Source organism: Chryseobacterium pyrolae (assembly GCF_025153485.1).
Taxonomy (GTDB): Bacteria; Bacteroidota; Bacteroidia; order Flavobacteriales; family Weeksellaceae; genus Chryseobacterium; species Chryseobacterium antibioticum.
On record NZ_JANZQH010000003.1, the window covers coordinates 54,303 to 80,714 of the forward strand.

Annotated in this window: 15 protein-coding genes; 1 reads left to right on the forward strand and 14 read right to left on the reverse strand. The window is 38.1% G+C overall.

Translation table 11 applies throughout. The annotated features are described in order from the left end of the window. Positions 1-76: 76 nt before the first annotated feature. The 5 genes from NZD88_RS07045 to tsf all read right to left on the reverse strand — a co-directional run bounded on the left by NZD88_RS07045 (position 77) and on the right by tsf (position 13,876). Positions 77-3,475 carry a T9SS type B sorting domain-containing protein gene (locus NZD88_RS07045; protein WP_259828423.1) on the reverse strand — a complete coding sequence of 1,133 codons (3,399 nt, stop codon included), beginning with the start codon at positions 3,473-3,475 and terminating at the stop codon, positions 77-79. A 113-nt stretch (positions 3,476-3,588) separates the two neighbouring features. After that, on the reverse strand, positions 3,589-6,432 hold the full coding sequence (locus tag NZD88_RS07050) for a T9SS type B sorting domain-containing protein (RefSeq protein ID WP_259828424.1): 2,844 nt from the start codon (positions 6,430-6,432) through the stop codon (positions 3,589-3,591). Between the two features lie 138 nt (positions 6,433-6,570). Continuing rightward, positions 6,571-9,426 carry a T9SS type B sorting domain-containing protein gene (locus NZD88_RS07055; protein WP_259828425.1) on the reverse strand — a complete coding sequence of 952 codons (2,856 nt, stop codon included), beginning with the start codon at positions 9,424-9,426 and terminating at the stop codon, positions 6,571-6,573. A gap of 77 nt (positions 9,427-9,503) precedes the next feature. Then, positions 9,504-12,854, reverse strand: a complete 3,351-nt coding sequence (locus tag NZD88_RS07060) for a T9SS type B sorting domain-containing protein (protein WP_259828426.1) — start codon at positions 12,852-12,854, stop codon at positions 9,504-9,506. Positions 12,855-13,048: 194 nt separating this feature from the next. After that, positions 13,049-13,876, reverse strand: a complete 828-nt coding sequence (gene tsf / locus NZD88_RS07065; RefSeq protein ID WP_169233010.1) for a translation elongation factor Ts — start codon at positions 13,874-13,876, stop codon at positions 13,049-13,051. 145 nt (positions 13,877-14,021) lie between these two features. Here tsf and NZD88_RS07070 point away from each other — a divergent pair, with 145 nt between their 5' ends. After that, positions 14,022-14,750, forward strand: a complete 729-nt coding sequence (locus NZD88_RS07070) for a DUF6759 domain-containing protein (protein WP_259828427.1) — start codon at positions 14,022-14,024, stop codon at positions 14,748-14,750. Positions 14,751-14,815: 65 nt separating this feature from the next. Here NZD88_RS07070 and NZD88_RS07075 read toward each other — a convergent pair whose 3' ends face one another. From NZD88_RS07075 to NZD88_RS07115, 9 genes are all read right to left on the reverse strand, one after another. Then, positions 14,816-15,772 (reverse strand): acetyl-CoA carboxylase carboxyltransferase subunit alpha, encoded by a 957-nt coding sequence (locus NZD88_RS07075; RefSeq protein WP_169233008.1) that lies wholly within the window; start codon positions 15,770-15,772, stop codon positions 14,816-14,818. A gap of 48 nt (positions 15,773-15,820) precedes the next feature. Further along, positions 15,821-17,329: a glutamate--tRNA ligase gene (gltX, locus tag NZD88_RS07080; RefSeq protein ID WP_259828428.1), complete on the reverse strand. Its 1,509-nt coding sequence runs from the start codon at positions 17,327-17,329 to the stop codon at positions 15,821-15,823. 131 nt (positions 17,330-17,460) lie between these two features. Continuing rightward, positions 17,461-18,369, reverse strand: coding sequence for a glycosyltransferase family 2 protein (locus tag NZD88_RS07085; RefSeq protein ID WP_259828429.1), 909 nt, complete (start codon positions 18,367-18,369; stop codon positions 17,461-17,463). Between the two features lie 60 nt (positions 18,370-18,429). Continuing rightward, the gene (locus NZD88_RS07090) at positions 18,430-19,854 is read right to left on the reverse strand and encodes a hypothetical protein (RefSeq protein WP_259828430.1); all 1,425 of its coding nucleotides are present in this window, start codon (positions 19,852-19,854) and stop codon (positions 18,430-18,432) included. A gap of 88 nt (positions 19,855-19,942) precedes the next feature. Beyond that, positions 19,943-21,883 carry a hypothetical protein gene (locus NZD88_RS07095; RefSeq protein ID WP_259828431.1) on the reverse strand — a complete coding sequence of 647 codons (1,941 nt, stop codon included), beginning with the start codon at positions 21,881-21,883 and terminating at the stop codon, positions 19,943-19,945. A gap of 2 nt (positions 21,884-21,885) precedes the next feature. Next, a complete protein-coding gene (locus NZD88_RS07100) occupies positions 21,886-22,656 on the reverse strand; it encodes a T9SS-dependent choice-of-anchor J family protein (protein ID WP_259828432.1) in 771 nt (256 codons plus the stop codon). Positions 22,657-22,924: 268 nt separating this feature from the next. Beyond that, on the reverse strand, positions 22,925-24,169 hold the full coding sequence (locus tag NZD88_RS07105; RefSeq protein WP_259828433.1) for a glycosyltransferase family 61 protein: 1,245 nt from the start codon (positions 24,167-24,169) through the stop codon (positions 22,925-22,927). A 65-nt stretch (positions 24,170-24,234) separates the two neighbouring features. Continuing rightward, a complete protein-coding gene (locus NZD88_RS07110) occupies positions 24,235-25,422 on the reverse strand; it encodes a glycosyltransferase family 4 protein (protein WP_259828434.1) in 1,188 nt (395 codons plus the stop codon). Continuing rightward, the gene (locus NZD88_RS07115) at positions 25,419-26,396 is read right to left on the reverse strand and encodes a WaaS/CpsH family glycosyltransferase (RefSeq protein ID WP_259828435.1); all 978 of its coding nucleotides are present in this window, start codon (positions 26,394-26,396) and stop codon (positions 25,419-25,421) included. The genes NZD88_RS07110 and NZD88_RS07115 overlap by 4 nt, the downstream gene beginning before the upstream one ends. Positions 26,397-26,412 lie beyond the last annotated feature (16 nt).

Genomic DNA, 26,412 nt, shown 5'->3' on the forward strand with positions numbered 1-26,412 from the left:
TACTGAATTGTTAATGAATGTTATAAACTTATATAAATACAAAGAAAATGGATCAATTTAAAGCAATAACCGCATATTATTTGTGTTTTACCAACAGCCAGCTTGTGTATTTTACAGAGGTAGAAGTACCATATTCAACCCAGCTGATAAAATACCAGTAGGTGGCTGTAGGTACAGGTCTTCCGCCCATTCTTCCGTCCCAGATATATCGGTTGTCCGGGCTTCCTCTGAAAATTTCTGCTCCATATCGGTCAAATATTCTGAACTCAAGATTCGTATTGCTCATGAGGGCAGAATAATCTATCTGTTCATTGTGTCCGTCGCCGTTTGGAGTGATGGTATTGATCAGGTTGATGATGGCAAACGGCCTTGTTATTTCCTCACATAATTTTGAATCTCTCACAAAAACTTTGTGGGCTCCTCTTGTTACATTATTAAATACATTTGAACTCTGCCAGCTTACTCCATCCAAAGAATACTCATAAGGGGGTGTTCCGCCGCTTACTCCCACTGTCACTGTAGTTCCGTTGATCTCTATAGAAGTAATCATTGGTGTTGGGGATTCAGTAACAGTTACATTCTGTCTGTAAACACAACCGTTGAATGTAAGATCTACCCAATAGCTCCCGGCAGGAACATTGGAAATAGAAGGAGAAGTGGCTCCAGTACTCCATAAATATTTTTCAAATCCTGGCCCTGCATCTAACGTAGTCGTAGCTTTAGGACAAATAACCAAATCTTTTAAGATGTCAGACTTTTTAGGGATTTTAATGGTGATTTTAATAGATCCTACCTCGGGACAAACTCCGTTTTTCTCAAACCTGATATAAAAGGTCTGTGTTCCTGTAACATTGACTGTGCCAGATATGGGTGCGTTGTTATTTTGTGCATCAGTTAAAGTGGAATGGAAGGTATACGTAACATTCGGGTCTATGGTAAACTGCGGGATAAACTGGGCAAGATTGACTGCTTTTATTCCATCCAGGTTATCATCGCAGACAGTAGTAACGGCTGCTTTTGTGATCAAAGGAATTCTGGCTCCAATACTGAATTGTAAAGGTTTCACCACAACAGCACATCCGTCCGGAGATTCCACTCTGATATAAATTGTCGTTGTTGCTGTATAGCTCCAGTTATTGGGAAGTGTATTGGCATTTCCCGCATTAGCATCAGCAAGGTTAGCATAATATCTTACATTGGTAAAATAACCTGGATTGTTCAGCACAATACCTGTTATATTGGGTAATATGACGGTAACCGTTCCGTCCATATTATCATCACAGAAAATACCGTTGTAATTATTAAGAACAATGGCCAGATTGTATAAAGAAAGGGTGATCTGGGCAATACTTTTACAACCCATACTATTTTTCACCACTGCATATACAATGGTACCATCAGGAGCTGTATATGAATTGGCAGTCGTGATAAGTGCTCCCGGATTTTCCGTCTGGGCATCCACCAGGGTAGGGTAATAGGTAATGGTTACCGGCGAGTTATTGGTGACATTGGCAGAAGTAAGGTTAAAGGTTCCCTGCCCGTTAATATTACACGCATGCAATGTGATATTGTTAACCGTAAGAGCTAGAATATTGATATTGACGGTTACCGTTTCACAGTCGGGGAAAATAGGATCGTTTCCACAGAATGTATACGTAAAGGTATCTGTTCCCGCAGTTCCCGGGGTATTGACGGTATACGTAATGACACCTGTTACAGGATTTATCGCTACTGTGCCTGAAGCAGGTGGAGTAACAATAGCAACCGTAGAAGCAACCGGAACCTGTGCTGAACTGGTGAAAGCCGGGGTGATGGTTTGTGTGTTACAGACATTATAAGTTGTTGTCGTCAGCTTTGTACAGTTCAGTACTTTAAATGGTTCGGTCACCAGAGGAGCACATCTTCCCATGGTGACTGAGCAGGTGTAAAACCCGGATTGTGTAGGGCTAATGGACGAGCCTGTAGCTCCCAGGATAAGAGATCCGTTCACATACCATTGATAGGTGTCATAAATAATAGGGTCTACGGTAAGCACTATGCCGGGGGCACAAGTTCCTCCCGATCTTAAGATAACAGGTTGCGTAGGAAAACCTGCAAAAAAGCCTCCATATCCTACGGCATCACTTCCCGCATTAATCCCCGCAGTGATCGCTTTATCAGAAATCACGGTGATGGTCCCTGTTACATTGGGAATACCATAGGTAACCCAGCTGTTGGTACCCGTCATATCGAATGGGCCCGTGGTAGCGGGAGGAATAGCTCCATTCACCGTCACATTGGCTCCTCTTTCTGTAATAAGGTTTAGTTTTGTCGGAATATTGAGGATTCCGGATGGGTTAGCATTGGAGTGAACAAAGTTTTCATTAATAAAGCCTAATTCATTGATTTGTTTCGGAAGGTAACAGTTCAGTGCGGGAATAAAATTAAACCCACCTGTCGCTACCTCGATTGCTGAAGCAGAATCTCCGGCAAGGACCTGGTAGACATAAGCATTCTTAGAGGTCTTTAAATAAAGATTATAATGATTGAGTCCCTGGATTTTATATTTCGAATCAGGAATGATAAAATACTGTCCTGCATTTAATGTGGTGAGAGGGGGAATTTCATCGTTGACAAAGATCTGGGTATTGTCTTCCGTAGCAATAACGATAGCTCCTTCCATATTGGATCCTATAGTTCCGTTTCCTTTTACAAGAGCAAACTCAGTACCCAGTCTTTCAACCGGGACAGCCTGATCCATTAAAATATCAGAACTGGTAGGGTAGTTTCCGGCATACTGGCCATTGAAATTTCCATTGGTGACATTGACGGGCTTATTAGCGGTGATCTTGGCACCGATAAATACATCAGAGTTTCCGGGGGGCGAACCAATACCGTCTATAATATAAGACTGACCTTTATTGAGGGTAAAGGTCATCGTGGGATTGGTAACTCCTGTTGTTCCGTTTGAAAACTGTGCAGTTGGCTTATATCCGCTTATGGTAACTGTTGTATTGTCTTCTGTAGCAAGAACGCTGGCCATGAAATTTAAGATAGCATTGTCAACCGTAATAGGTGCATGGGCAGCATAAAAGTTTTTTCCTGTGGAAGGTATTCCTTTTGATGTGATGATCTCAGCATGATTAAGGACGGAGAATCTTAAATTGGCATAAAAAGGAAATTCTGCTTTTAAATATAATCCTTTGGAGGTAGGCGTAAACAGATCTGCCTGACTTGTGGTTATGATATAATTCCTAAGTATATCAAATTTCTGGGGATTGTTTTTACTGATGTTCACTGTGCCAATAAGCACATTGTTATTATAAATGCTTACCGGGAAAGAGGTTGTCCTGTTGGTAGATAAGTATAATTTCTGATACGGATTTGGACTTCCGCTCCTGTCCATCATGGGAGCAAACCAATGTTCCCTGTCCAGCTGGGCAAAGGTAAAGGTGAAAATACAAAATATAAATAGAAAAGATAAAGTTTTCTTCATTCAGTGGAAGGGTTTAACACAAATTTAATAATAAAATGCATTCATCCTCTGAAAAAGTAATAAAAAAACCGTGATGCTAAAATCACGGTTTTTAAACTTCTGTTTTGTATGGATTATTCCCTGCCTTTAACAAGGATCCATCCTGTATATTTTACAGCGGTTTGTTTGCCGGAAGGTTCATTCCATCGGATCTCAAACCAGTAATTTCCGGTAGAAACTCTTTTGCTTCCGCCTAAAGTTCCGTTCCATTTGTAACCGTTGGTTTTATCACCCTGGAAAATTTTGCTTCCATATCGGTCGAAAATAGTAAACTCCAGATTTTTTTTACCTGATAGTAAAGAATAATCCAGAACGTCATTTACACCGTCATCGTTCGGGGTAATAGCATTAATCAGATTAGGAATGGTAATTTCCACTTTGAGAGGTTCACAGTTATAGCTGTCTTTTACATATACTGCAGGAGTACCTCTGGCTACATCGGTGAATATATTGGAATCCTGCCACTGAATATTGTCCATTGAGTACTGATAGGGAGGATTTCCACCTATGGCATACACCGTAACAGTAGTGTTTGAAATATCAATATTTGAAACAACAGGCTGCTCCGAGGCATATACTTTTACCGTTTGCAACGTAATACAGTCTCCTGTTTTCAGTTTGACCCAATAGGTACCGACACCGACATTTTGGATAGACTGCGTAACTGCACCTGTGCTCCATTCGTAGCCATTGAAGCCCGGACCTGCATCAAGTGTTGTCTTGTCTTCTACACAGATGATTTTATCTACGAGAACAGCAGATGTTACAGGTGGAAGAACAGTAAGGGTAACTTCAGCGATTCTGTAGCAGCCGTTTGCATTGATGACTTTTACGTAAGCCACTCCTGTAGGAGCAATATAATTGGTGGGATTTAAGATCTCATTGGTGCTGTTTTCAGCATCTGTAGGAGACGGATAATATTTTTTGGTGACTCCAGGTTGAATGGTAACGGAAGCATTGGTCAAATTAAACAAGCCTGTAGCATGGTTAGCTTCCAAAAAGCAAGTTCTTAGAGAAGCGTTGTTGACAACAGGGCTTTCTGAAACAGTTAAATTCAGGGTTACCTGCTCACAGTCTGTGAAGTTAGGATTGTTTCCACAGAATTTATACACAAAAGAATCAGGACCTACATAATTGAAAACAGGAGCATAACTGATAACACCGGTAGTAGGATCAATTACTGCAGTTCCATTAACAGGAGGAGTAATAATTGTTACAGTTCCTGGAACTACGGCCTGTGTAGAATTGGTAAATGTAGGAATAATGAACTTAACACCGTCGCATACGGTCTGGTTCAAAGTGGTTTCTGTAAGACAGGTAAATACTTTATATACCGGAGTTATGATTGGAGGACAAGAGCCTACTGTTATTTTTACAGTATATTCACCAGATTGTGTTGGAGTATAAGAATTGCTGATCGCTCCGGGAATCGCGGTGTTATCTTTATACCATTGATAAGAATCAAAGCTGTCATCTAATTCCAGTACAATTCCCGGGATACAGTCACCGGTTTGCTTGGCAATAACGGGGATGGAGGAGAATCCTGCAAAATATCCACCGTAGCCCACTACACCGCTTCCACCAGAGATTCCTGCCGTTACAGCTTTTGAAGAGGTGATGGTCATGTTTCCCGTCACGTTTGGTACAGAATAGGATACCCAGGATGAAGTTCCTAATACCTGATAAGGTCCCTGAGCTGCAGGAGGAGGTACCCCATTTACGGTAACAGCAGCACCTGTCTCTGTCAGGATATTTAATTTAACATTATTGATTGTAGGAGGTAAGATATTAATGTTTCCAATTTCATCAATTTTTCTCGGAAGGTAGCAGTTTAAAGGGGGGATGTAATTGAATCCGATGGTAGCGTTACTTGTTGCAACACCTGCCAACAGCTGGTACACGTAAACATTTTTGGTTGTTTTAATGTACATATTATAGTGGTTATTCCCTTGATTGATGTAATTGGTGTTAAGTAGCTTGTTTACCCTGTAGCTTTCTCCCTCACCGAGCGTAATGGCCGGGGTTGCTCCATTATTAATGAACACCTGCGTACCGCTTTCCGTAGCGACAATCAAAGCATCTTCCATTCTTTCAGCGATATCTCCGTTTCCTTTTACAAGAACGAATTCATTACCTAACCTGTCCACGGGTACGGACTGGTCCATGACAATATCAGATCCGTCGAAGATGGAACCTGGGGGAATGATGGCAAACTGTCCGTTAAAATTCCCGTTAGTCACAGAAATGGGTTTATCAGCTTCTATTTTGGCGCCAATGAATCCTTCCTTATTTCCGGCGTTATCACCGGTTCCTTCAATGATATAGGATTGTCCTTTATTAAGGGTAAATGTTAGGGTAGGATTGGTTACTCCTGTCCATCCATTGGTAAATACAACGTTGTCCGAATAATCTGAAACAGTAACCACTGTATTATCTTCCGTAGCCATAATACCTGCCGTGAAGTTCAGAGCTGTAACAGGGTTTTCTATAGGCGAAACGACTGCATAAAACTTTTTACCGATTCCGGCTTTTCCCTTGGAGGTTAGAATTTCACCATGACTGGTAACAGAAAACCTGAAGGTTGCAAAATATGGTTTTGTACCTTTTGTGTAAAGTCCCTTGTTTACAGGAACGAACAATTCAGAAGTGTTACTGGTAATAATGCTTCCCAAAGGAATCTGAAAAGTCTGGGGAGCTCCTTTAGCAACCGTTACTGTTCCAAGAAGAGTATTATTGCTGTAGATCTCTATAGGAAATGGGGTAGTAGAGTCTGTGGAGAAATAGAGTGCCTGTTGGGGAGTGCTTACATTGGTGCTTCGGGCAGCCATCGGGGCAAACCAGTGCTCTGTATCTCTTTGGGCGAAAAGCGGATTAATAGCAGTGAATAGCAAAAGAAAAGTGAGTAAAAATATTTTCATTTATTTGAGAATTAGGATTCTGGCAAAAATAGCAGAATATTTAATGTGGAATTGTAAAATTGTTAAAAAAGGTTGATTTTAAATTAAAAAAAAACCGCGATTTCAAATCGCGGTTCATTATTTATTACTAAGAATGGTTTATTCTATGTTTTTAACTAAAATCCATCCTGTATATTTAATTGGAGTTTTTTCCTTATTGGATTCATTCCAGTTGATATGGTACCAATAGGTTCCGGTTACCAATTTCTTATCATAATGTCTTCCGTCCCACTTGTAATTATTGAATTTGTTTCCGGTGAATATCATGTTTCCGTATCGGTCATAAATTACAAAACTAAGATTCTCTTTATAGGCTAATTCGCTGTAATCAATAAAATCATTTTTATTGTCACCGTTAGGCGTGATAGCATTGATCAAATTCGGGATCGTTACTTCCACTGCAGTAGGATCACAATTATAGGCATCTTTTACATAGAAGGTATGTTGTCCTCTTGTCAATCCTGTGAAGATGTTAGAATCCTGCCAGTTTGTCGGTGTATCTACCGCATATTTATAAGGTGCTTTTCCTCCGTTTACAATAACGGTTGCTGTAGTATTCGAAATTTCAATCTTAGTGATTACGGGATCTTCAACTTTTCTTACTCTCACTATTTGCGGCAGAAGACATCCGTTTTTGCCTAAAATCACAGAATATTCTCCAATTCCTACATTTTGGATAGAAGCTGTTGTAGCTCCTGTACTCCATAGATAAGAATCATATCCAGGGCCTGCATCCAGATTTGTTTTGCTGTCTGCACAAATAAACTGGTCAACAAGAATTGATGATTTTTTGATTGGAAGAGCAATCAGTTCAATTTTTGCAATAGCTGTACATCCCTCGTTGGTGGTTACTTTTACATACACGAATCCTCCGGCAGATGCATAGGTTGCTGGAGCTGTGATTTCATTGGTTCCTGCATTAAGATCAGCCATTGAAGGGTAGTATTTTTTTACTACCGGGTTATAGTCAGTAATGCTTGCTTTGGTAAGATCAAAATGAGCATACGGATCTACATCATACTGACAAGCCTTTAGTATGGCATCTCTTACAACAAAAGGAACTACCGTAAGATTTAAAGTAATCTGTTCGCAGTCAATAAACTCAGTGGCATTACCACAAAATTTATAAACAATCTGATCTGCTCCATAGTAGTTGGCAGTAGGTGTATAAGTGATTGTTCCGTTTGGATTAACCACAGCAGTACCATGTGCTGGTGGTGTAATGATAACCAGAGTTCCCGGTACTACAGTTTGTGTTGAAGATGTAAATGCAGCTGTGATAACTTTAGTTGCACATGCATTCAATGTCTGTGTTGTCAGTTTTAAACAGGTAAATACCTTATAAATTGGTGTAGTAACAGGTGGACATGTACCCATGATTACTTTTACCGTATAGTTTCCTGAAGTTGTAGGTGAATAAGTATTGGCCGTAGCACCTGTGATAGCTGTTCCGTTTAAGAACCACTGGTAGCCTTCGTAGGTGTCGTCCACCTCAAGAATAATGCCCGGAGCACATTCTCCCGAACGTTTAGCAATTACGGGTATTGATGAGAATCCGGCAAAGTATCCGCCGTATCCTACAGCACCACTTCCTGCAGAAATTCCTGCAGTAACTGCTTTTGAGGAAACAACAGTAACGTTTCCTGTTACGTTGGGAATAGTATAAGATACCCATGCTGAAGTTCCTGTTACAGGGAATGGTCCCTGTACCGTTGGGGCAGGTGCTCCATTGACGGTAACGTTAACGATGGCCCCTGTTTCAGTAAGGATATTGAGTTTTACATTTTTAGTACCACTGGATGAGGTTTCAGGAAGCTCATTGATCAGTCCGATCTCGTCAATTTTTCTAGGTAAGAAGCAGTTCAAAGGTGGTATATAATTATATCCTTCTGTTGCTGTACTGTTAGCAATACCAGCCAGAAGCTGATATACATATGCATTCTTAGAAGTTCTGATGTGCATATTGAAATGAGAACTCCCCTGATCGATGTATGGGAATACATAGGTATTGTTCGGTCCTTGACCTACTCTCAGCCATTGTCCTTCATTAAGAACCTGAATAGGAGTAGTAGATCCGTTTAGGAATACCTCAGTATTGTTTTCTGTGGCGATAACTATTGCATCTTCATCTCCATCATCTGAATCTCCGTTTCCTTTTACAAGTACGAATTCATTTCCCAATCTTTCTACAGGGACAGACTGGTCCATGATGATATCAGAGCCACCTGAGCCCGCAATCGGAGGTAGGGCAAACTGCCCGTTAAAGTTACCGTTGGTAACAGATATAGGTTTATTGGATTCTATTTTTGCACCGATGAAACCGAAGGCATTCGTTCCGCTAGCCTCCCTTCCCTCGATAATATATGCCTGTCCTTTATTAAGGGTAAATGTCAGTGTAGGGTTGGTAGTTCCTGTAGTTCCGTTAGAGAACTGTACGCCTGTATTATAGCCGGAAACGGTAACCGTTGTATTGTCTTCCGTGGCTAAAACTCCAGTCGTGAAATTTAAAAGGCTAAGGTTCTGGCCGGTCATTGGGGTAGCAGCAGCATAGAATTTCTTTCCAATCCCTCCTTTTCCCTTAGAGGTTAATATTTCTCCATGGCTTAAAACACTAAATCTAAAATTAACGTAATAGGGTTTTAGTCCTTTAGTATAAATTCCTTTACCTATTGGCAAAAACATTTCAGCAGCATTCATTGTAATCATGGTAGCTGTGGTAATATCAAATGTTTTAGGATCCCCTTTCATAATAGTTACCGTACCTAGCAATACATTGTTGCTGTATATTTCTACAGGAAACGGGGTGACCGAATCGGTGGAAAAATATAAGGCCTGCTTGGGACCTGACAGACCTTTTGCAGCCATAGGAGCGAACCAGTGTTCCGTATCCCTTTGGGCAAAGACTGTATTAATTGATAAAAGAAGTAATACTAAACTGAGTAGAAATCTTTTCATGTGTGTGGAATTAGGATTTCTACAAATTTAAAATAATATTTGAAATAGTATTAAATAAATATAACAAAAGTTAAAAATTAATCACGATTTTTAATTAAAAGCCATCCGGAATATGAAACTGGCAATTTCGTGTCAGGCTCGGTCCATGTAATTACATACCAATAGGTTCCTGTAGGAAGGCTTCTTCCGTTTACTTTTCCATCCCATGCATAATTCTTGTCAGTCGACTTGTAAACAGATGCTCCATAACGATCTGCCACCTCTATGCTTACGTTTTGTTTGATCTTTAAATCAGAATAATTAAGAACATCATTAAGACCGTCTCCGTTCGGTGTAATGGCATTAACCAAGTTCAGAACTAGAAATTCTTTGGTCACAGGTGAACAGCCATCTGAGCCCAATACATACGCTTTATGGATTCCTCTTGAAAGGCCAATAAAAACATTAGAAGTCTGATAATTGATTCCATCCAGAGAATATTGATAAGGTGGAGTTCCACCCGTCACATATACGGTTGCATTAGAACCGGAGGTCTCTATTCTTGTAATGGTAGGAGCCTGAGCTGTTGTTACACTTACCGTCTGACGGTATACACATCCGTTTGATCCAAGATCTACATAATAATTTCCTGCACCTACAGTGATGCTCTGCGTTGTTGCACCGTTGCTCCACAGGTAAGATGAGAACCCTGGTCCTGCATCCAAAATTACCTTTTCATCAGAACATACCACCTGGTTATGCAGCATGTCAGATTTTTTAGGCGTTTTTAAAGTAAGTTTAAGCACTCCGGTAGCAGGACATACTGTATTGTTCTGGAATCTTACATAATAAGTATGTACAGAAGTGATATTCTGAGTAGGAGAGATAGTATTGGTTCCGGCCTGAGCATCAGCCAAAGTCGCATGGAATGATAAGATCACCGAGGGATCTGCAGTAAATAAATTTTTATAATCGTTAAGATTGGCAGATTCAGATCCGCTGAGGTCATTGTCACAGACATCTGTTGTCACGGAATTTGTAATTAACGGAATTTTATTTCCGATTGTAAAATTAATCTGTCCGAATGCCGGAGGGCAGTCACCAACGGTAGCGGTTACTCTTACATAAACCGTTGTACTGGTATTATAGGTCCAGTTGGCTGGAAGTGTGTTGTTATTCCCTGCAGTGGCATCTGCCTGAACCAGATAATATTTTACGGTAAAATTAGCTGCATTGGCAACGATCTGAGGGGTTACAGTGGTGAAGTTTACGCTGATGATCCCATCAAAATTATCATCGCAGAAGCTGGCATTAAAGTTACTGGTATTCACATTAGGTGATGGATTCAATGCTAATGTGATTTGCGCCGTTTTAGTACATCCGAATGCTGAAGTCACGTTAGCGTAAATCGTTCCGGCAGGTCCTGAATAAGTGGCAGGGCTTGTAATTTGTCCCGTTAAATTAGCATTGGTATAATAGGTTGCTGTTGTACCCGAATCCGGACTTAAAACAGCAGAGGTAAGGTTAAAAGTTCCGTTTCCGTTAGCATTGGCACACGAAGATAGCGTAGCATTCTGGGTCTGAAGAACATCAATGTTCACAACCACTTTGAAATATTCAAAATCAGCTGGATTTCCGTTTCCATCAATATAATAGATAAAAGAATCTGTAGCATCTGCCGTAAGTCCTGCATTGGGAGTATACGTGATCTGTCCGGTTGCAGGATCCACTGTGGCCGTACCGTTGGTTGGCTGAGCAATAATATTGGTATGGGAAGGAACGATGACCTGTGTAGAATTCGTGAAAACCGGAGTGATCATTTTGGTGTTACATGATCCTATATTATATGTTGTTGTAGATATTGGCGGACATAATGTATACTGGTATTCAGAAGTCATTCTCGATTCACAGTTGTTTTTTGTGATAAAACAGGTATAAGTTCCTGCTCCGTATAATTCAGGGTTGATGAAATAAGAAGTAGCCCCTGGGATGGCAACGCCATTGAAATACCACTGGTATGCATCGTAACTGTTGTCTACTTCAAGACGGATTCCTGCGTAGCAATCTCCTGTTTTTGTGATTGCCGGGACTGAAGAGAATCCTGCAAAATATCCTCCGTAACCTACGGCGCCATTCCCTGCTGCAATTCCTGCAGTTACAGGTTTTGTAGAGTTGACAGTAATGTTTCCGGAAACATTCATAACAGAATAAGTAACCCAACCTGGATTTCCGGTTACCGGATAAGGGCCGGTAGCTGCAGCGAGAGGATTATTATTTAGCGTTACAACGGCACCTACCTGTGTGATGATATTAAGTTTGGTATCATAATAAGTAGTTCCGATTCTATTGATAAAGCCTATTTCATTGATCTCTTTAGGTAAGAAGCAGCTTAAAGGCGGGATAAAGTTCATACCTCCTGTCTGATAAACCGTATTTCCGGAAGTTCCGGCAAGAAGCTGGTATACATAGACATTTTTGCTGGCGGAAATATTCATATTATAATTTCCGTTACCCTGATTGATATAGTTGGTCCCTTCTATCATATAGTATCCTCCTGCATTCAGGGTTACACCGGGTACAGGATTTCCGTTGACAATAAGGGTTGTATTATCTTCTGTAGCAATGATTAAGGCTTTTTCCATCCCTGAAGTGGCAGGTCCGTTTCCTTTTACCATGACGAAATCCTTTCCTAGTCTATCTACAGGAACTGCCTGATCCATCAGGATATCTACATTGCTGTTGTTTTGGGTAGTATAAAGACCGTTGAAGTTTCCGTTCGTTACCGATACGGGTTTATTCGCAACAAGCTTTGCCCCCAATAATCCTTTTCTGTTACTCGTTCCTCCCATATCACTTATTACATCAATGATATAAGATTTTCCTTTGTTGATGGTAAATGTCCTGGTTGGCATCACACTGCCATTGGAGAAAACAACGTCAGGATTATATCCGGATAAGGTTACGGTGGTATTATCTTCTGTAGCAGTGACGCCCACGGTGGAGCTTACGTAATCTTTTGGATAGGTAGTAGGCGCTGTTCCTATGAAAAAAGTTTTTCCGATCCCTGCCAATCCTTTTGAAGTAATGATTTCGGCCTGACTGGGAACCGAAAACCTGAAGTTGGCGAAGAATTTTTTAGGTCCTTTTGCATGAAGCCCCATTGAGTTCTGGGTAAACAGGTTGTTGGCGGTTGAAGCAATCATATAATTGGTGGGAACGGTCATCTGCACCGGATTTCCTTTACTTACCTGTACGGTAGAAAACACCGTATTGTTATTAGAAACCTGTACGGAAAACGGGACAGTTTCGTTGGTCGACAGGTATAAATAACATTGTGGAGCTCCCTGAAGAGAACTTGCAGACATTGGAGCAAACCAATGTTCAGTATCTAACTGTGCATTAACGAATAAACAAAGAAAGGTGCAAATAGCTAGTAGAAATTTTTTCATGCTTTATTATAAGGGGCAGCAAATTTAAACATTAATAATCTATTTCTACCTTAAAATATGTCACCAATAGGCACTTAGGGCTTTATTGTTGAATATTTAAGATTCACTTCATATTGGGTTAACAGCGGCGCATGATCCCATAAAAAATCCCGGTGAAATATTCACCGGGATCCGTATTATTTTTTGAAAGATGATTAAGCCAGGCTTATTCTTACAAATCCTGTTACTTTAAGGTCTCCGTTTACAGATTTTACATAGTCAGCAACAGAAAGGCTTGGGTCTTTAATGAAAGACTGGTGTACCAATGTGTTGTCCTTGTAGAATTTCTGCATTTTACCTTTAAGGATGTTTTCGATAATGTTTTCAGGCTTACCTTCTTTGATAAGAAGTTCTCTTTCGATCTCTAATTCTTTATCGATCGTTTCCTGAGACACTCTGGTTTCGTCTAAAGCGATAGGGTTCATCGCAGCAACCTGCATAGAAACAGATTTAGCAGCTTCGTCAGCTCCGTCTGCTTTAGCAGAAAGCGCAGTGATAGCAGCAATTTTGTTTCCAGCGTGGATGTAAGCTCCCAAGAATGGTCCTTCGATTCTTTCGAAAGCTCCGATCTCGATTTTCTCACCGATAACTCCTGTTTGCTCAATTAATTTTTCAGCAACAGTCATTCCGTGGAAGTCTGTAGCTAAAAGCTCTTCTTTAGTAGCCGCGAAGATAGCCATTTCAGCAAATTCGTAAGCTAGCTCGATGAAAGCTTCATTTTTTGCAACGAAGTCAGTCTCGCAGTTTAGAGAGATTACCACACCTAAAGTGTTGTCCTCGTTTACTCTAGCGATTACCGCACCTTCAGCAGATTCTCTGTCAGCTCTGTTAGCAGCTACTTTCTGTCCTTTTTTTCTAAGGATATCTACTGCTTTTTCGAAGTCTCCTTCAGCTTCAACTAGAGCTTTCTTGCAGTCCATCATACCTGCACCTGTTTGGTTTCTTAATTTCGCTACGTCTGCAGCAACTGGTGTATAAGACATAATATCTATTATTTATTTTATTTAAGATTAGTATTAATTTTTAGCTTAATTTTAGAGCAGGGCAAAGATAATGATTTTAATGATAAACTAAAAAATGACTTTTCACGTTATTGATATATTTAATACTATTTTAAAGACTTGATTAATGAAAAAAATCTTTCTACTTATATTTCTATGCATTTTTACACTAGGTTTTTCCCAAAAAAAGAAGAAATCGAAATCTAAGGCTGTTGTAGAAAAAGAGACAGTAATCATCTATACAGAGCAGGATGCAGAGGCTTCAAAAGAGGCAAGAGTCATTGCCGGTTTCCTTAAACAAAATCCCGGACATGCCAAATCTGATTATTTTAAAAGAAAACTGATCGATATGATCATGGCTGATAATTCTCCTGAAGCAAAACCTACCATTAAACCAATCAGCAAGGAGAAAATTGAAAAGATTGTTCAGAATAACGAGCTGAACAGCGGAAAAACAATAGCTTCCAATACTGCTACAACGGTTGCTGCAACAGCAAAACCAGAAAGAACTGTGAGCTACGCCTCTGTAGGCTCTGCGAAAAGTGCAGGGACAAGCAGTAAAGCAGAACCTAGCGCGGATGCCAAAAGAACGGCAGCGATGCTTACCCATCTTTTTAATAACGATACGAATAAAAATGAAGCTTATATCAATATCAAAAACAGATCAAGCTGTAACCTGATCGTGAAAATAAGCGGAAAAAAATATTATAATCTGACTGTTCCTGCAAAAGGGCAGAATTTTATTCTGATCGATAAAGGAGAATATATACTGACCACTATGGTGTGTGATGCAAAATATTCATCATTGAAAAAGATCGATAAAGATATTGAGATCGCACTCAATATATCTGAGTAGGAGAATAACAACAAGAAAACGATAAGCAAAAACGGTTAAGAAATTTCTTAACCGTTTTTATTTTTTTATCCTTTAAACTGTCCCATCGCAATGAATTTCTCCTGCCTTTGGGTTTCAAGTTCTTGTCCTGAGAATTTTGAAAAAGCTTTGATATTCTGTAAAATAGAATGTTTAAGATTCAGATAAGCTACTTCCGGATCATATTGAGCACCTCCTAGTGGCTCTTCAATGACACCGTCAATGAATTTCTCTCTTAACGCATCTTTCGGGGTAAGATTCAATGCATTGGCTGCATCTTCCTTATGATCCCAGTTTCTCCATAAAATAGAAGAACAGCTTTCTGGTGCAATTACCGTATACCAAGTGTTTTCAAGCATATACACTTTGTTTCCTACACCTATTCCTAAAGCTCCACCGCTGGCTCCTTCACCAATGATATAAGTGAAAATAGGCGTTTTAAGCTGAACCATTTCAAAAATATTTCTGGCGATCGCTTCACCCTGTCCTCTTTCTTCAGCTTCCAATCCGGGATAAGCTCCTGGAGTATCTACTAAAGTCACTACAGGGATTTTGAATTTTTCAGCAAGCTTCATGAGTCGTAAAGCTTTTCTGTATCCTTCAGGATTCGGCATTCCGAATCTTCTGTACTGTCTTTCTTTGGTGGTTCTCCCTTTTTGGGTTCCGATAATCATTACTTTCTGACCATCCAATGTCGCTAAACCGCCGATCATTGCAGGGTCGTCTGCGAAATTTCTGTCTCCGTGAAGTTCCAGAAAACTTCCTTTATCTACCATTCCGTTGATATAGTCAATTGTATAAGGACGATCCGGATGACGGGATAGTTGTACTCTCTGCCAAGGGGTAAGGTTTTCGTAGATTTCTTTTTTCTTTTCTAAAATCTTATCCTCAATCTGGCTGCATGCTAATTTTACATCAACACCACTTTCTTCTCCTACTAAAGAACAAGTCTGAAGTTGATCCATTAGATCTTTTATAGGAAGTTCGAAACTTAAATATTCCATTTCTTGAAGTAAATTAAATCTTTCAAATTTATGAAAAATTATGAAAAACTATTTAAAATTATTGATAGCATTGTTTATTCTGGAGATAGTCTCCTCTTTTCCAATAAGTTCCATGATATCTGGAACATCCGGACCTTTCAGTTCTCCTACTAAAGATAATCGCAGTGGCATCATCACTTTTCCCATCCCCAGGCCTTTGTTTTCCGCAAAATCGTGAATAGCCTGCTTTAGGTTTTCTGATGTAAATTCAGTGGTCGTAAGATTTTCTGCCAATTCACCTAAAACAGCAGATGTTTCTTCGTTCCATGCTTTTTTCGATGCTTTCTCTTCATAAGAAACCGGAGCTTCAAAGAAAAATTTTCCGTTTTCGTAGATGTCTTTTGGGAAAGTTGCTCTTTCTTTCATTAAACCGATGATCTTCACCAGTTTTTCATCAGAGACTGCAGACAGGTCAAGGTCTGCATTTTTTAGAATCTGAAGAAGCTCTTCGTTGGATTTCAACTGAATATACTGGTGGTTGAACCATTCAGATTTTTCTTTGCTGAATCTGGCTCCCGCTTTATGTACTTTATGAAGATCAAATTCTTTGCACATATCTTCCAGGGTCAAAATTTCTTTATCATCTGCCGGCGACCATCCTAAAAGGGCTACCATATTGATAAATGCATCCGGAAGATATCCGTTTTCTCTGTATCCTTTAGAAACAATACCCGTTGCAGGATCTTTGAAATCCAATGGAAATACGGGGAACCCGAATTTGTCACCGTCTCTTTTGCTTAATTTCCCTTTTCCTTCAGGTTTTAAGATCAATGAAAGGTGAGCAAACTGAGGCGCTTCCCAACCCATTGCTTCGTATAATAATTTGTGAAGTCCTAAAGAAGGCAGCCATTCTTCACCACGAATCACGTGGGAAATTTCCATTTCGTGGTCATCGATGATGTTGGCGAAATGGTAGGTAGGCATTCCATCATTCTTTACAAGAACTTTGTCGTCTAATGTATTGGTATTTACCGCAGATGTTCCACGGATGATATCTTCAAGATTCAGAATTCTGTCAATCGGCATCTTGAATCTCACCACATAAGGTGTTTTTTGATCAAGCAGTTGCTGAACTTCCTCTTCAGAAAGTGCAATACTGTTTCTCAGTCGGTTTCTGGTTTGGTTGTCATACGAGAAAACATCTCCTTTCGCTTCGAACTCAGCACGGATGGCGTCCAGTTCTTCAGGAGTGTCAAAAGCGATGTAGGCATAGTCTGTTTTCAGGATCTGCTCAGTATATCTGTCATAGATATCTCTTCTCTCAGACTGTCTGTAAGGTGCAAATTTTCCTCCTTTCTTCGGACTTTCATCAGGAATGATTCCGCACCATTCTAAAGCTTCCTCGATGTATTCTTCAGCTCCTTCTACATATCTTGCCGTATCTGTATCTTCTATTCGAAGTACAAATTCACCACCCTGGTTTTTGGCAAAAAGATAATCATATAATGCGGTTCTTACGCCTCCCAAATGCAAAGGTCCGGTAGGACTTGGAGCAAAACGAACTCTTACTTTCTCCATTTCAATTAAAATTTTGGTGCAAATTTACTTAAAATTATATGTTTTAAGGATTATTTACAGTTTGGTTGTTGGCTTTTTTTGATTTCAGAGATTAAAAAAGGATGAAGTTAAAATTGACCTCATCCTTTTAATTATTTTTTAAGCATCAGCAGTTTAAAGAATAAGACAGGATTTTTGTATTTGATTCTGTACTTTTCTTTTTTCCATTCCATCTGCAGTCTTTCTTTTTCAGATTCTGAATCTGTTTCTGATAACAGGATCTCGTAGTTGAAATGAATCAGCTTCAGCCTGTATTTTTTATAAAGCTTCTGGTCAGCTTTTATATAATCCATGTATTTGTGGGTGACCTTTTCGTAAGAATCCTTCATCAGCTTCCAGTTTCTCGAAAGGCTGGTGGAAAGTATTCTGTAGTGAAATAATTTTTTGTCTATAAATCCCACTTTGTAGCCTTTGGATGTCAGCCTTAGATTCATATCCCAGTCTTCGGTATTGATATTTTCATCAAAAGGATATTCTACCAGAAGTTTTCTTTTTACAAATGTTCCTACGTTGGATGTTTTGTTTTCGGAGACATTTTCATGGAAAAAATTGGAAAGGCTGTCGATGACTTGTTTCTTTTCTTTCGGAGTGTAGGTGTCTGTTGTTTTATCTTCTGTCTGGTAGTATTTATAACCGTCTGAAAGAATAAAATCTACCGGATTTTCCTGAATATAAGCTACCTTCTCGGCCAGACTGTCTTCCGTATACCAATCATCTCCGGAAAGCAGGGAAATATATTCTCCTGAAGCATGTGAAACTGCAATGTTAATATTTTTAGCCACCCCAAAACTTTCTGTATTCCTGATCATTTGATAATGCTGGTCAAACTTCGAAAGCACTTTTTCTGCATTTTCAAAGGTCTTATCTTTTGAGGCATTATCCAACAGAATGATTTCATAATTAGGGTAGGTCTGCGAAATGGCGGACATGCATGCCTGCTCAATGAACTTTTCATGGTTCATGGTGATGATGATGAGGCTTACAAGCGGCGGGTTAGTCATTGTTTAAACAGTTAATAATTTTCAGTATAAAAATCGGATTTATAGTATTGGAAATCAAGGTTAATGATTTCTTCGGTATATAAAGTAGTAATATTCTTCTGTAGATTTTCTTACTAAAACCGGCTTTTTTGTTTGAAGGGAAAAATACTTGTATATTTTTTCTTCAAAGTCAAGTCTGGGAATAAAAGTATGATAATCTTTTGAAATAAGAATGATATAATCAGGATCTGTCTTTTTCAGGTAAGACAGGTAGGCATTCCAGTCTTTGTTTTTTTTAGTCAGTAGTAAAGTAGCATTGTTTAATCCCCAGGTATCATATAAATAGCAGTCTGAAAAATACGCTACTGCCCCTGCATCAGAATTAATGATTTTGAATTTTTTGTTTTCCTTTATAGATATGTTTTTTAGGTATTTTCCAAGGTATATAGGTCCGGCATTCATCGCCTTTTCATAAGGACCTATGTAAAAAGTTACTTGAGTCTTCAGATAAGTACAATAATTTAGAATTCCTGCGATGCTTAATATAAATAAAGAAGCATTGAGTTTTTTATTGCTGATGACCTCTGTATTTTCATAACGAAGAAAATAAATATAATACACAAATAAAGGGAACTTGTACCGATCAAAAAAATTCATAATCTCATCGATAAAGAAAGAATAATAAATGATGAAGAAAAATAAAGGACAGTAAAAAATGAATTTAGTTCTATAGTTTTTTATAACAAAAATGATGACCGGAGAAAAAATAACTATAATCGTTATAAAATTCAAAACTTTTACAGATGAAAATTCTTTAATGCTTTTCAGCAAGAAAGGAAGTGGAATCCAAGCATCATAATAATAGATAGTATATAAAAGATAAACAGATGCTGAGGCCAAGACGCATAAGACTCTTTTATAAAAAGTTTTACTGAATAGCCTGGTGTCTATTATAAAAAACAAAGTAAATATAATGGCTTCGGGTCTGATGAACGGCAGAAGAAATGCTAAGTAATAAGCACTACCGTGATTCCTGTATTTTAGAAAAAGGAACAGGGTGGTACTGAAAAGGATGGTCTCTAATCCGTGGGTAATATTAAAAGCTGCCCAAGTACTGAAGAAAACAGAGAATACCAGTGTAAATATTTTTACCGTAAGGGACTCCTGTTTTGTAAAACTTTGGAATAGTGACGAAAGCACAATAGTAATCAATACTAAACTGATTCCTTTGTTTATATAAATAGGGTTAATGAGGTCTCCGAAATTGAAAAACAGACTTTGTATAATCATCCATAGTACACTTGTCTGACCATTTCCATGAACGGTATCTATCACATTATACCATGGCTTTCCCTCCTGAAAAAAATGTTTGGAATAGGTAAGGGTAATGTATGCATCATCCAGAAAAGTATCTCTTAAAGTATAAGTGAAATAAATTAAGGGAAGAGAACTAAGAACTAAGAATAGAGATGTTAAGAAAATATTATTTTGTACGCTTTTTATCATCATGATGTTTTAACCTACCACATTGTCGTTTTGCTTTGCCCTTCAAATATGCAAAAAAAAATATGATTGAACACAAATAATATCGTATTTATTGCATCATACTGTAAATTTTTGTCAAGATAATATCTTCAACATTATTGACAGGAATACCACTTTGTCCGTAAATAAAAAAGCTTTCATAACCCTCATAGTTAGGAACAGGTTTTTTAATGTGCCACTGTACAGGAAGGTAGCTTGATACATCGTTGGAATAACCTAATACGGTTAATTTTAGAGCGGGAAAATGATTGTATAAATCAATGGCATATTGAGACACCGCTTCACGGCTCAGCGCTATAATATTCCAGTCACCTATTTTTAAAATTTGTATGTAAACGGTTGCAGATTTGGCAAGAGTACCGGAAGTATACTGATGAATGATTTTATTTGCCCATCTTACATTCCTCTCAGAGGTCTGATTGTATTTTCCTGCGTTGGCTTTTTTAATACTTAATGCTCTGTTGAAAGTGAAATTGTTAAGAGGTATGGTAATAGAGTCAAATTTAACAGTAATTTCTCCGTTAATATTTGATGAGGATAACGAAAATAGATGATTAAAATCCTGAGTAAGTTTAGTAGCAGTTTGATCCGGAGTATCCGAATTGTAAGGATTAATATCACCTGCACATCCCTGCATAAGCTGTACATTACTAATATTTTTTAATACCCCTAGCTTATCTCTTGTAGCACCAACATAGTTGGATGAAATGGTGACAAAATCTTTTGGCTGACTATGCCATACGGGATGGGTACTTGCACTCATAATGGCGCCATTGATGACATTTGTATTGCTCTGCTTCGCAATAACCATCGTAATATTATTATCCAGCTCTTTAGAAATATCGGCTCTGTTGTATCCTATATTGGTTTTGCCTTTAAGAAAACTTAAACTGTTGTTTGTTTTACTGTTGATCGCATTTTGTGTAGCAGTTAAAACAGAATTTTTTACGATATCAAGATATTTTGGATTGGGATTTTGGTAGAAATCCTGAAGACAGGAATAACTTTGAGATACCGGAGCATAATGGGTATGTGAGCAATTGATTAAAATTGCATTTTCATCGATATTATACAGATTTTTTATGTCAGCTTTTATTTTACGCGAAAATGAATAATTGATGCCACATAAATCCAAGGTAATGATCAGTGCTTTTTTTGAATTTTTTTCAAAATAAGAGGCATAGGCATAGATTGGTGTTTGGCTGTGCTGTGAGTAATATAATTTGTTGCTGTTGGAAGTAGCGTATAACTTATTTTTAGTGTAGGTAATATTTGATAAATAAGTGCTATAAGTGGTCTTATTGGGAGTGCCTATTTTTGACCAGCTTTCATTAGAGGATGAGGTACTTCTTGTCCATAAATCATTGTCATATTTAGACAGAGCGATTAGATTGGTCCCATCATTGGTTAATGATCGTACAAAATTGGCTTTCCCCATATTAGTCCAAGGGGCACTAAAAGGGCTGGCGTTTCTTACCCATAAAGTATTGTTTTTCGTGGTTCCGTATAATTTATTGTTTAGAAATGTGAGCCCGGAGGTGTTGGATGCGGACCCAATATTGATCCATGGGTTGTCATTTTCTACTGCATCTCTCATCCACAGCTTATTATTTTTGTCTGTGCCATAGAGCTTGCCGTTTCCATAGGTTAATGCTGTTACGTAATAAGCCGTTCCAATAAGAACCCAGTTGGGTGCACCAGAATTGATATCCGCCTGCCAAAGTTTATTGTCACTTGTCGCAATGTATAATTTTGTATCGGAGGAGCACATGGCAACGGCATTTTGTGCAACACCCATTTCCTGGAAATTAATGCTGAACCGTCCTTGTCTGGGATCACCAAAGCCAGCAAGAGGAGATGACAGTATAGTAGAGTTGGGATTAATAGATTCTTTTGAAAATCCCACAAAATAGTTTTGCCCGGAGATAAAATTCTGAAGCAAAAATACAAGTATAAAACTTTTAAAAAGCAGCACTTTAGTTGTAGACATCGTTAATTCTCTTTTACAATTTTTTGTTCGAAAATTTCCTCATTTTCATAGCTGCCTTTAAGCAGATATATTCCTGCCGGTAGATCAGAAATATCAATAGAGCTTGTATTCGAATAGGTTTTTACTACTCTGTTATCCATACTTATAACCTGAAGATGTTTGATGCTTTTTTCGGCAAAAAGTTTTCCGGATGTAGGGTTGGGAAAAAAGAGCGATTTACTCTTTTCAGATATAGCCTTTCCCTGAACCAATACATTATCTATAAACCAGTTATTGCCATCGTCATCTTTTTTTACAAAAGCTATATAGATATCCTTTTTATCATATTTTGAAATATTGATTTTTTTTAGGCTAAAGTTTTTGTTAAATGTGGCATCACTGTAAGATTCGACGGTTTGAAATTTATCCCGATCCCATTGAGAGTCTGTGGATACTTTTATCTCGTATCTTGTAGCATTGCCGGAAAATGAATTTCGTTGAGAAAAAGTTAATATATTATTTTCATAGCCATGCAGGTCTATTTTAGGGCTAACAAGCCAGTCTTCATTTAATTCACCCGAGTTCTCATATCTTACAAAAAAACATTTATTCGACTCATCCTTATTCAGACTCTCTAACTTCCAGTTATTGAAATCATCTCCAGCCTCATTTTTTCCTCTGAAAATAGCCCAGCTATCCGGAGTTTTTGCAAGAGGATAATTGTCAAAATTATCAGAAAACTGTCCGTAGAAGAAGGTACTGAATAATAAAAGACCTATAAATATAAATTTCATGTTATATTTTTTACAGATAATACTTCGGTTTTATGCCTTTAATACAACTTAAACGAGTTGGTTACCATCTCAAAAAGTTTCATTAAATAGGATCCGCGAAATTTACATTATTTTTAATAGGACAAAAACAAATAGATGAAATTTATCAAAATACATGAATGTATTTCAGTCAAGTGTTTGATTTTCATAGTGATAAATGGTGATTAGTGCCGGTGTGTAGTAATACGGCAAAAGGGGAGTTATTGCTTAAATGATGGCTGTAAAAAGATTAAGGATTTTTAATTGCTGCAGATGGTAGGTTAAGCAACTGCTCCAGCTGTTTATCGAAAATCTCAGGATCCAGTCTGTAATCTTCATGGAAGCCCTCATAGTCCTGCGGATAGATATAAAAATAAAGATCAAAGTTCACTTCTTTGGCTAACGTAGAGAAAATAGCAAAATCTCCCCATACAGAACTGAACCAGCTGAGACCTTTTGCTCCAGGGTTGGCAAACAGGACATTAGTCCAGGCTGCGCCACTCGGTCCAATGATATAGTCCGCATTGTTAACCAGATAGATTTGTTCGTGAATATTCAGATCTTCAAAGAATACTTCTTCAAAACCATATTTTTTTGCCGTTGCAAAGATCTCATCGTCGTTATATTTTCTATACTGGGATCTTCTTGAGATGAATATTTTTTTAACAGGCTCGATGTGGACTTTAGCCAGATCTAAATTATCGAAGGCGGTCTTTCTAAGAAACTGCAAAGAAGATTTTGATAATTTAGTAAATCCAGCCTCATAATCCATGCCGGGCATGATATTCGGGACTGCATAATTGTTGCTGGTAATATGCCAAAGCTTTTTGAAATGGTAATAATTTTTTTCGTGACTTAGGAATACAATTTTATAATCCTTCAGAAAGAAATGTAAGAGATCTTTCAGGTTTTCAACCTTCTGTACATCTTCATCTATAATGATCAGCTTATTCTTCGCATCAGGAATATACTGGAAGAACTCAACTTTAGAAAGGATGTCTACCAGAAAATGATAATAATTGAATGTAAAGGTTCCACCCAGAAAAATCGCTTCCTCGTCATAATACACATTCTTATAATTCTTTACCTTGGCAAGAGTCATTGAATGTTGCATTAAATTGTTGGTATTGTAGACATAGGTGATCCTGTCATCGTCATGCCATCTTTCGTAGAAGATCTTGTCTTTTTTCAGGTTTAAAAAATAGGTGGAATTGGGAATGCAGAATACATCCTGAAGTGCAAAGATCTCTATTGCATTTTTAGGCGTTTTTACAGAAACCTGAGGGGCATCAAAAGTCTTAGGCAAAAAAAGTTCTGCCTCTTGTTTTTCGGTAACTTTAATTTTTTCCGTGCAATATTCAGATGGGATAGAATCCAGCGGCAAAAAATCGGTAACAAGCCTCTTAGCTTTTCTGAAAAAAGATTTGATATAATATTTTTTTCTAAGTGCTTTAAGCTGTTCTTCTAAATTTTCAATTTGTTCCTTTGCATTCATATTCTAAAACTTAAGATCACCTAAGAAGTTCGGTCGTTATTTCCAGCCATACAAATCTTGTCTTTCTATATGATTTTCTGGTAATAATTGATGGTTTCATCAACCATCTTATCAATGCCGAATTTTAATTCTATTAATTTCCGGGCATTCAATGATAACCTGCTTCTCAGAGCATCGTCTTTAAAAATAAGACCTATCTTTTCATGGAAGTTGTCTTCCTCAGCAATAAGGCCGTTGACGGGCTCCTGTATAATTTCTTTGAAGGAGTCTATCGCAGAACATACAACAGGTTTCTGCATGGCCATTACCTCGAGCAAAGATAAGCTAAAATTTTCACCTTTGGAGGGGAAGCATACTACCTCTGCCTTGCCGATGAGATGCACGATTTCTGTACCGGATTTACTGCCATAAAAATGAACCGAATTTCTGGTCTCTGTATCGTGAATATTCTCAGTAATATAGGTGGGGTAATGATTAGGATTTCCTATAAAATGAAGGGATGCTTCAGGATAATTTTTTTTAAGTTTGATGAAAGAATTAATCAGCGTTTCGGCTCCCTTTTCAAAAGAGACATTTCCTAAAAAGAAAACGGATTGGTGAATGATTTCAGCATTTTCCTCAGGCTTGTAGAATTTTTCATCAATCCCATTGTAAATGAGCTTTGGATCTTTGATGGCGAACAGGCTCTTATTAATCGTTTCATTATACCTGGAGATGGTAATATTGTTTTTTGAATTTTTAAAAGCTTCTTTCTCACAGAAAACCCTTCCCTTATGAACTTTTTTATAACCAAAATATTTTTCAAGTACAGACCATGAGCCGTGACATCTGATCACGTAAGGGAGTCCTTTAGGAATAGCAAGAGCCAAACCGTCAAAGTCATGGGTTTCCGCAATATCAAAGTGAAGATCATTTTTTTTAATCCAGGCACTTATTCTATCTGATATTATTTTTTTCTCGGACAAATAGGTCTTAAAATGAACCGGCTCAAATGCTTTTACTTTTCCGGTAAAAGATCGTACCAGTTCAAGAAGAGGATTAGCTTTGAAAATATCCTTGATAGAATGAATGTTCACTTCATCTTCCTTAAGATCAAATGCGTATTTTGAGATCAGGAAAACGTGTACTGAGATCCCTCTTTTTACAAGTTCTGTACATAAATTTTTATAAAAAACGCCTGTGCCACCTACTTTGGGGTTGCGGGAACATTTGTACTCACGGGTTACGATAAGTACATTTTTTATTGCTTTCATGAATTCAGTTTAAATACAGTATTTACCCAATGATCAAGAGTATACTTATAATAAACTTCCTCAGGCAGTTTTTCGTATGGCGTAGTGAAAAAATCTTTTTTCACATTGCGGAAATTCTTATCCAATACCAGAATGTTGTTGGGATTATAAAAATCATAAGTTTTGATGGTAGGATTATCGGTAATGATTTTCTTTTCCAGAGCCATTGCTTCAAATATTCTGAAGCTGAGCCCCGTTTGATCAGCACGCATAAGGTCAAGAATGACTTTCGTGTTCTTATAATAAACAGGCAGCGCGTGATGAGGTATTTTTTTTCTTGCGAATTTTAAAATGTCAATATTCTTTTTATCAATGATCTGATTCAGCTTATTTTTCCAGCCTTTTTTTCCGGCAATATAAACTTCAAATTTTATTTTCATCGGACACAGTCTGTTGATCAGCAGATTCAAAGCAGAGAGTCTTTTTTGATCATAAGATGTGATGTAAAACAGATCCAGTTTTGGGCGCTGCTGCGCTGCAGGAATATGTTTAAGATAATTGTAATTGGTAATCTTTTCAAATCCGAAATTTTTCACATCCTCATCATCAAAAGAAAATACAGTGTCAAAATAATGCAAAAGATGGGTGGCAGGATTTCTGGCCATACTATCATAGAGGTATGCGATGTTCCGGTCTGCATATTCTCTGATTTTTTGATGGATGCTTTCTTCAATAGCTTCAGGATTGATGACCAAAATCTGATCCTGTTTGCCAATTTTTTCCAGAGATTCCAATATGAAACTTTGTCTTTTGTGATATTTCGGGTTTTTTCCCAGAAAAATTTTACTGAAAGTGTTTTTTATACGCTCTCCGGTATTTTTATGGGTAAAGGCTCCGATGTTGATATGGCAAGCCTGAATGCCTCTATCACTCAGTTTTTCTACGATGTGTTCATCATAATGCCAGAAATCGAAGCTGATTAAACAAATTTTCATACTGCAAAAATAAAAA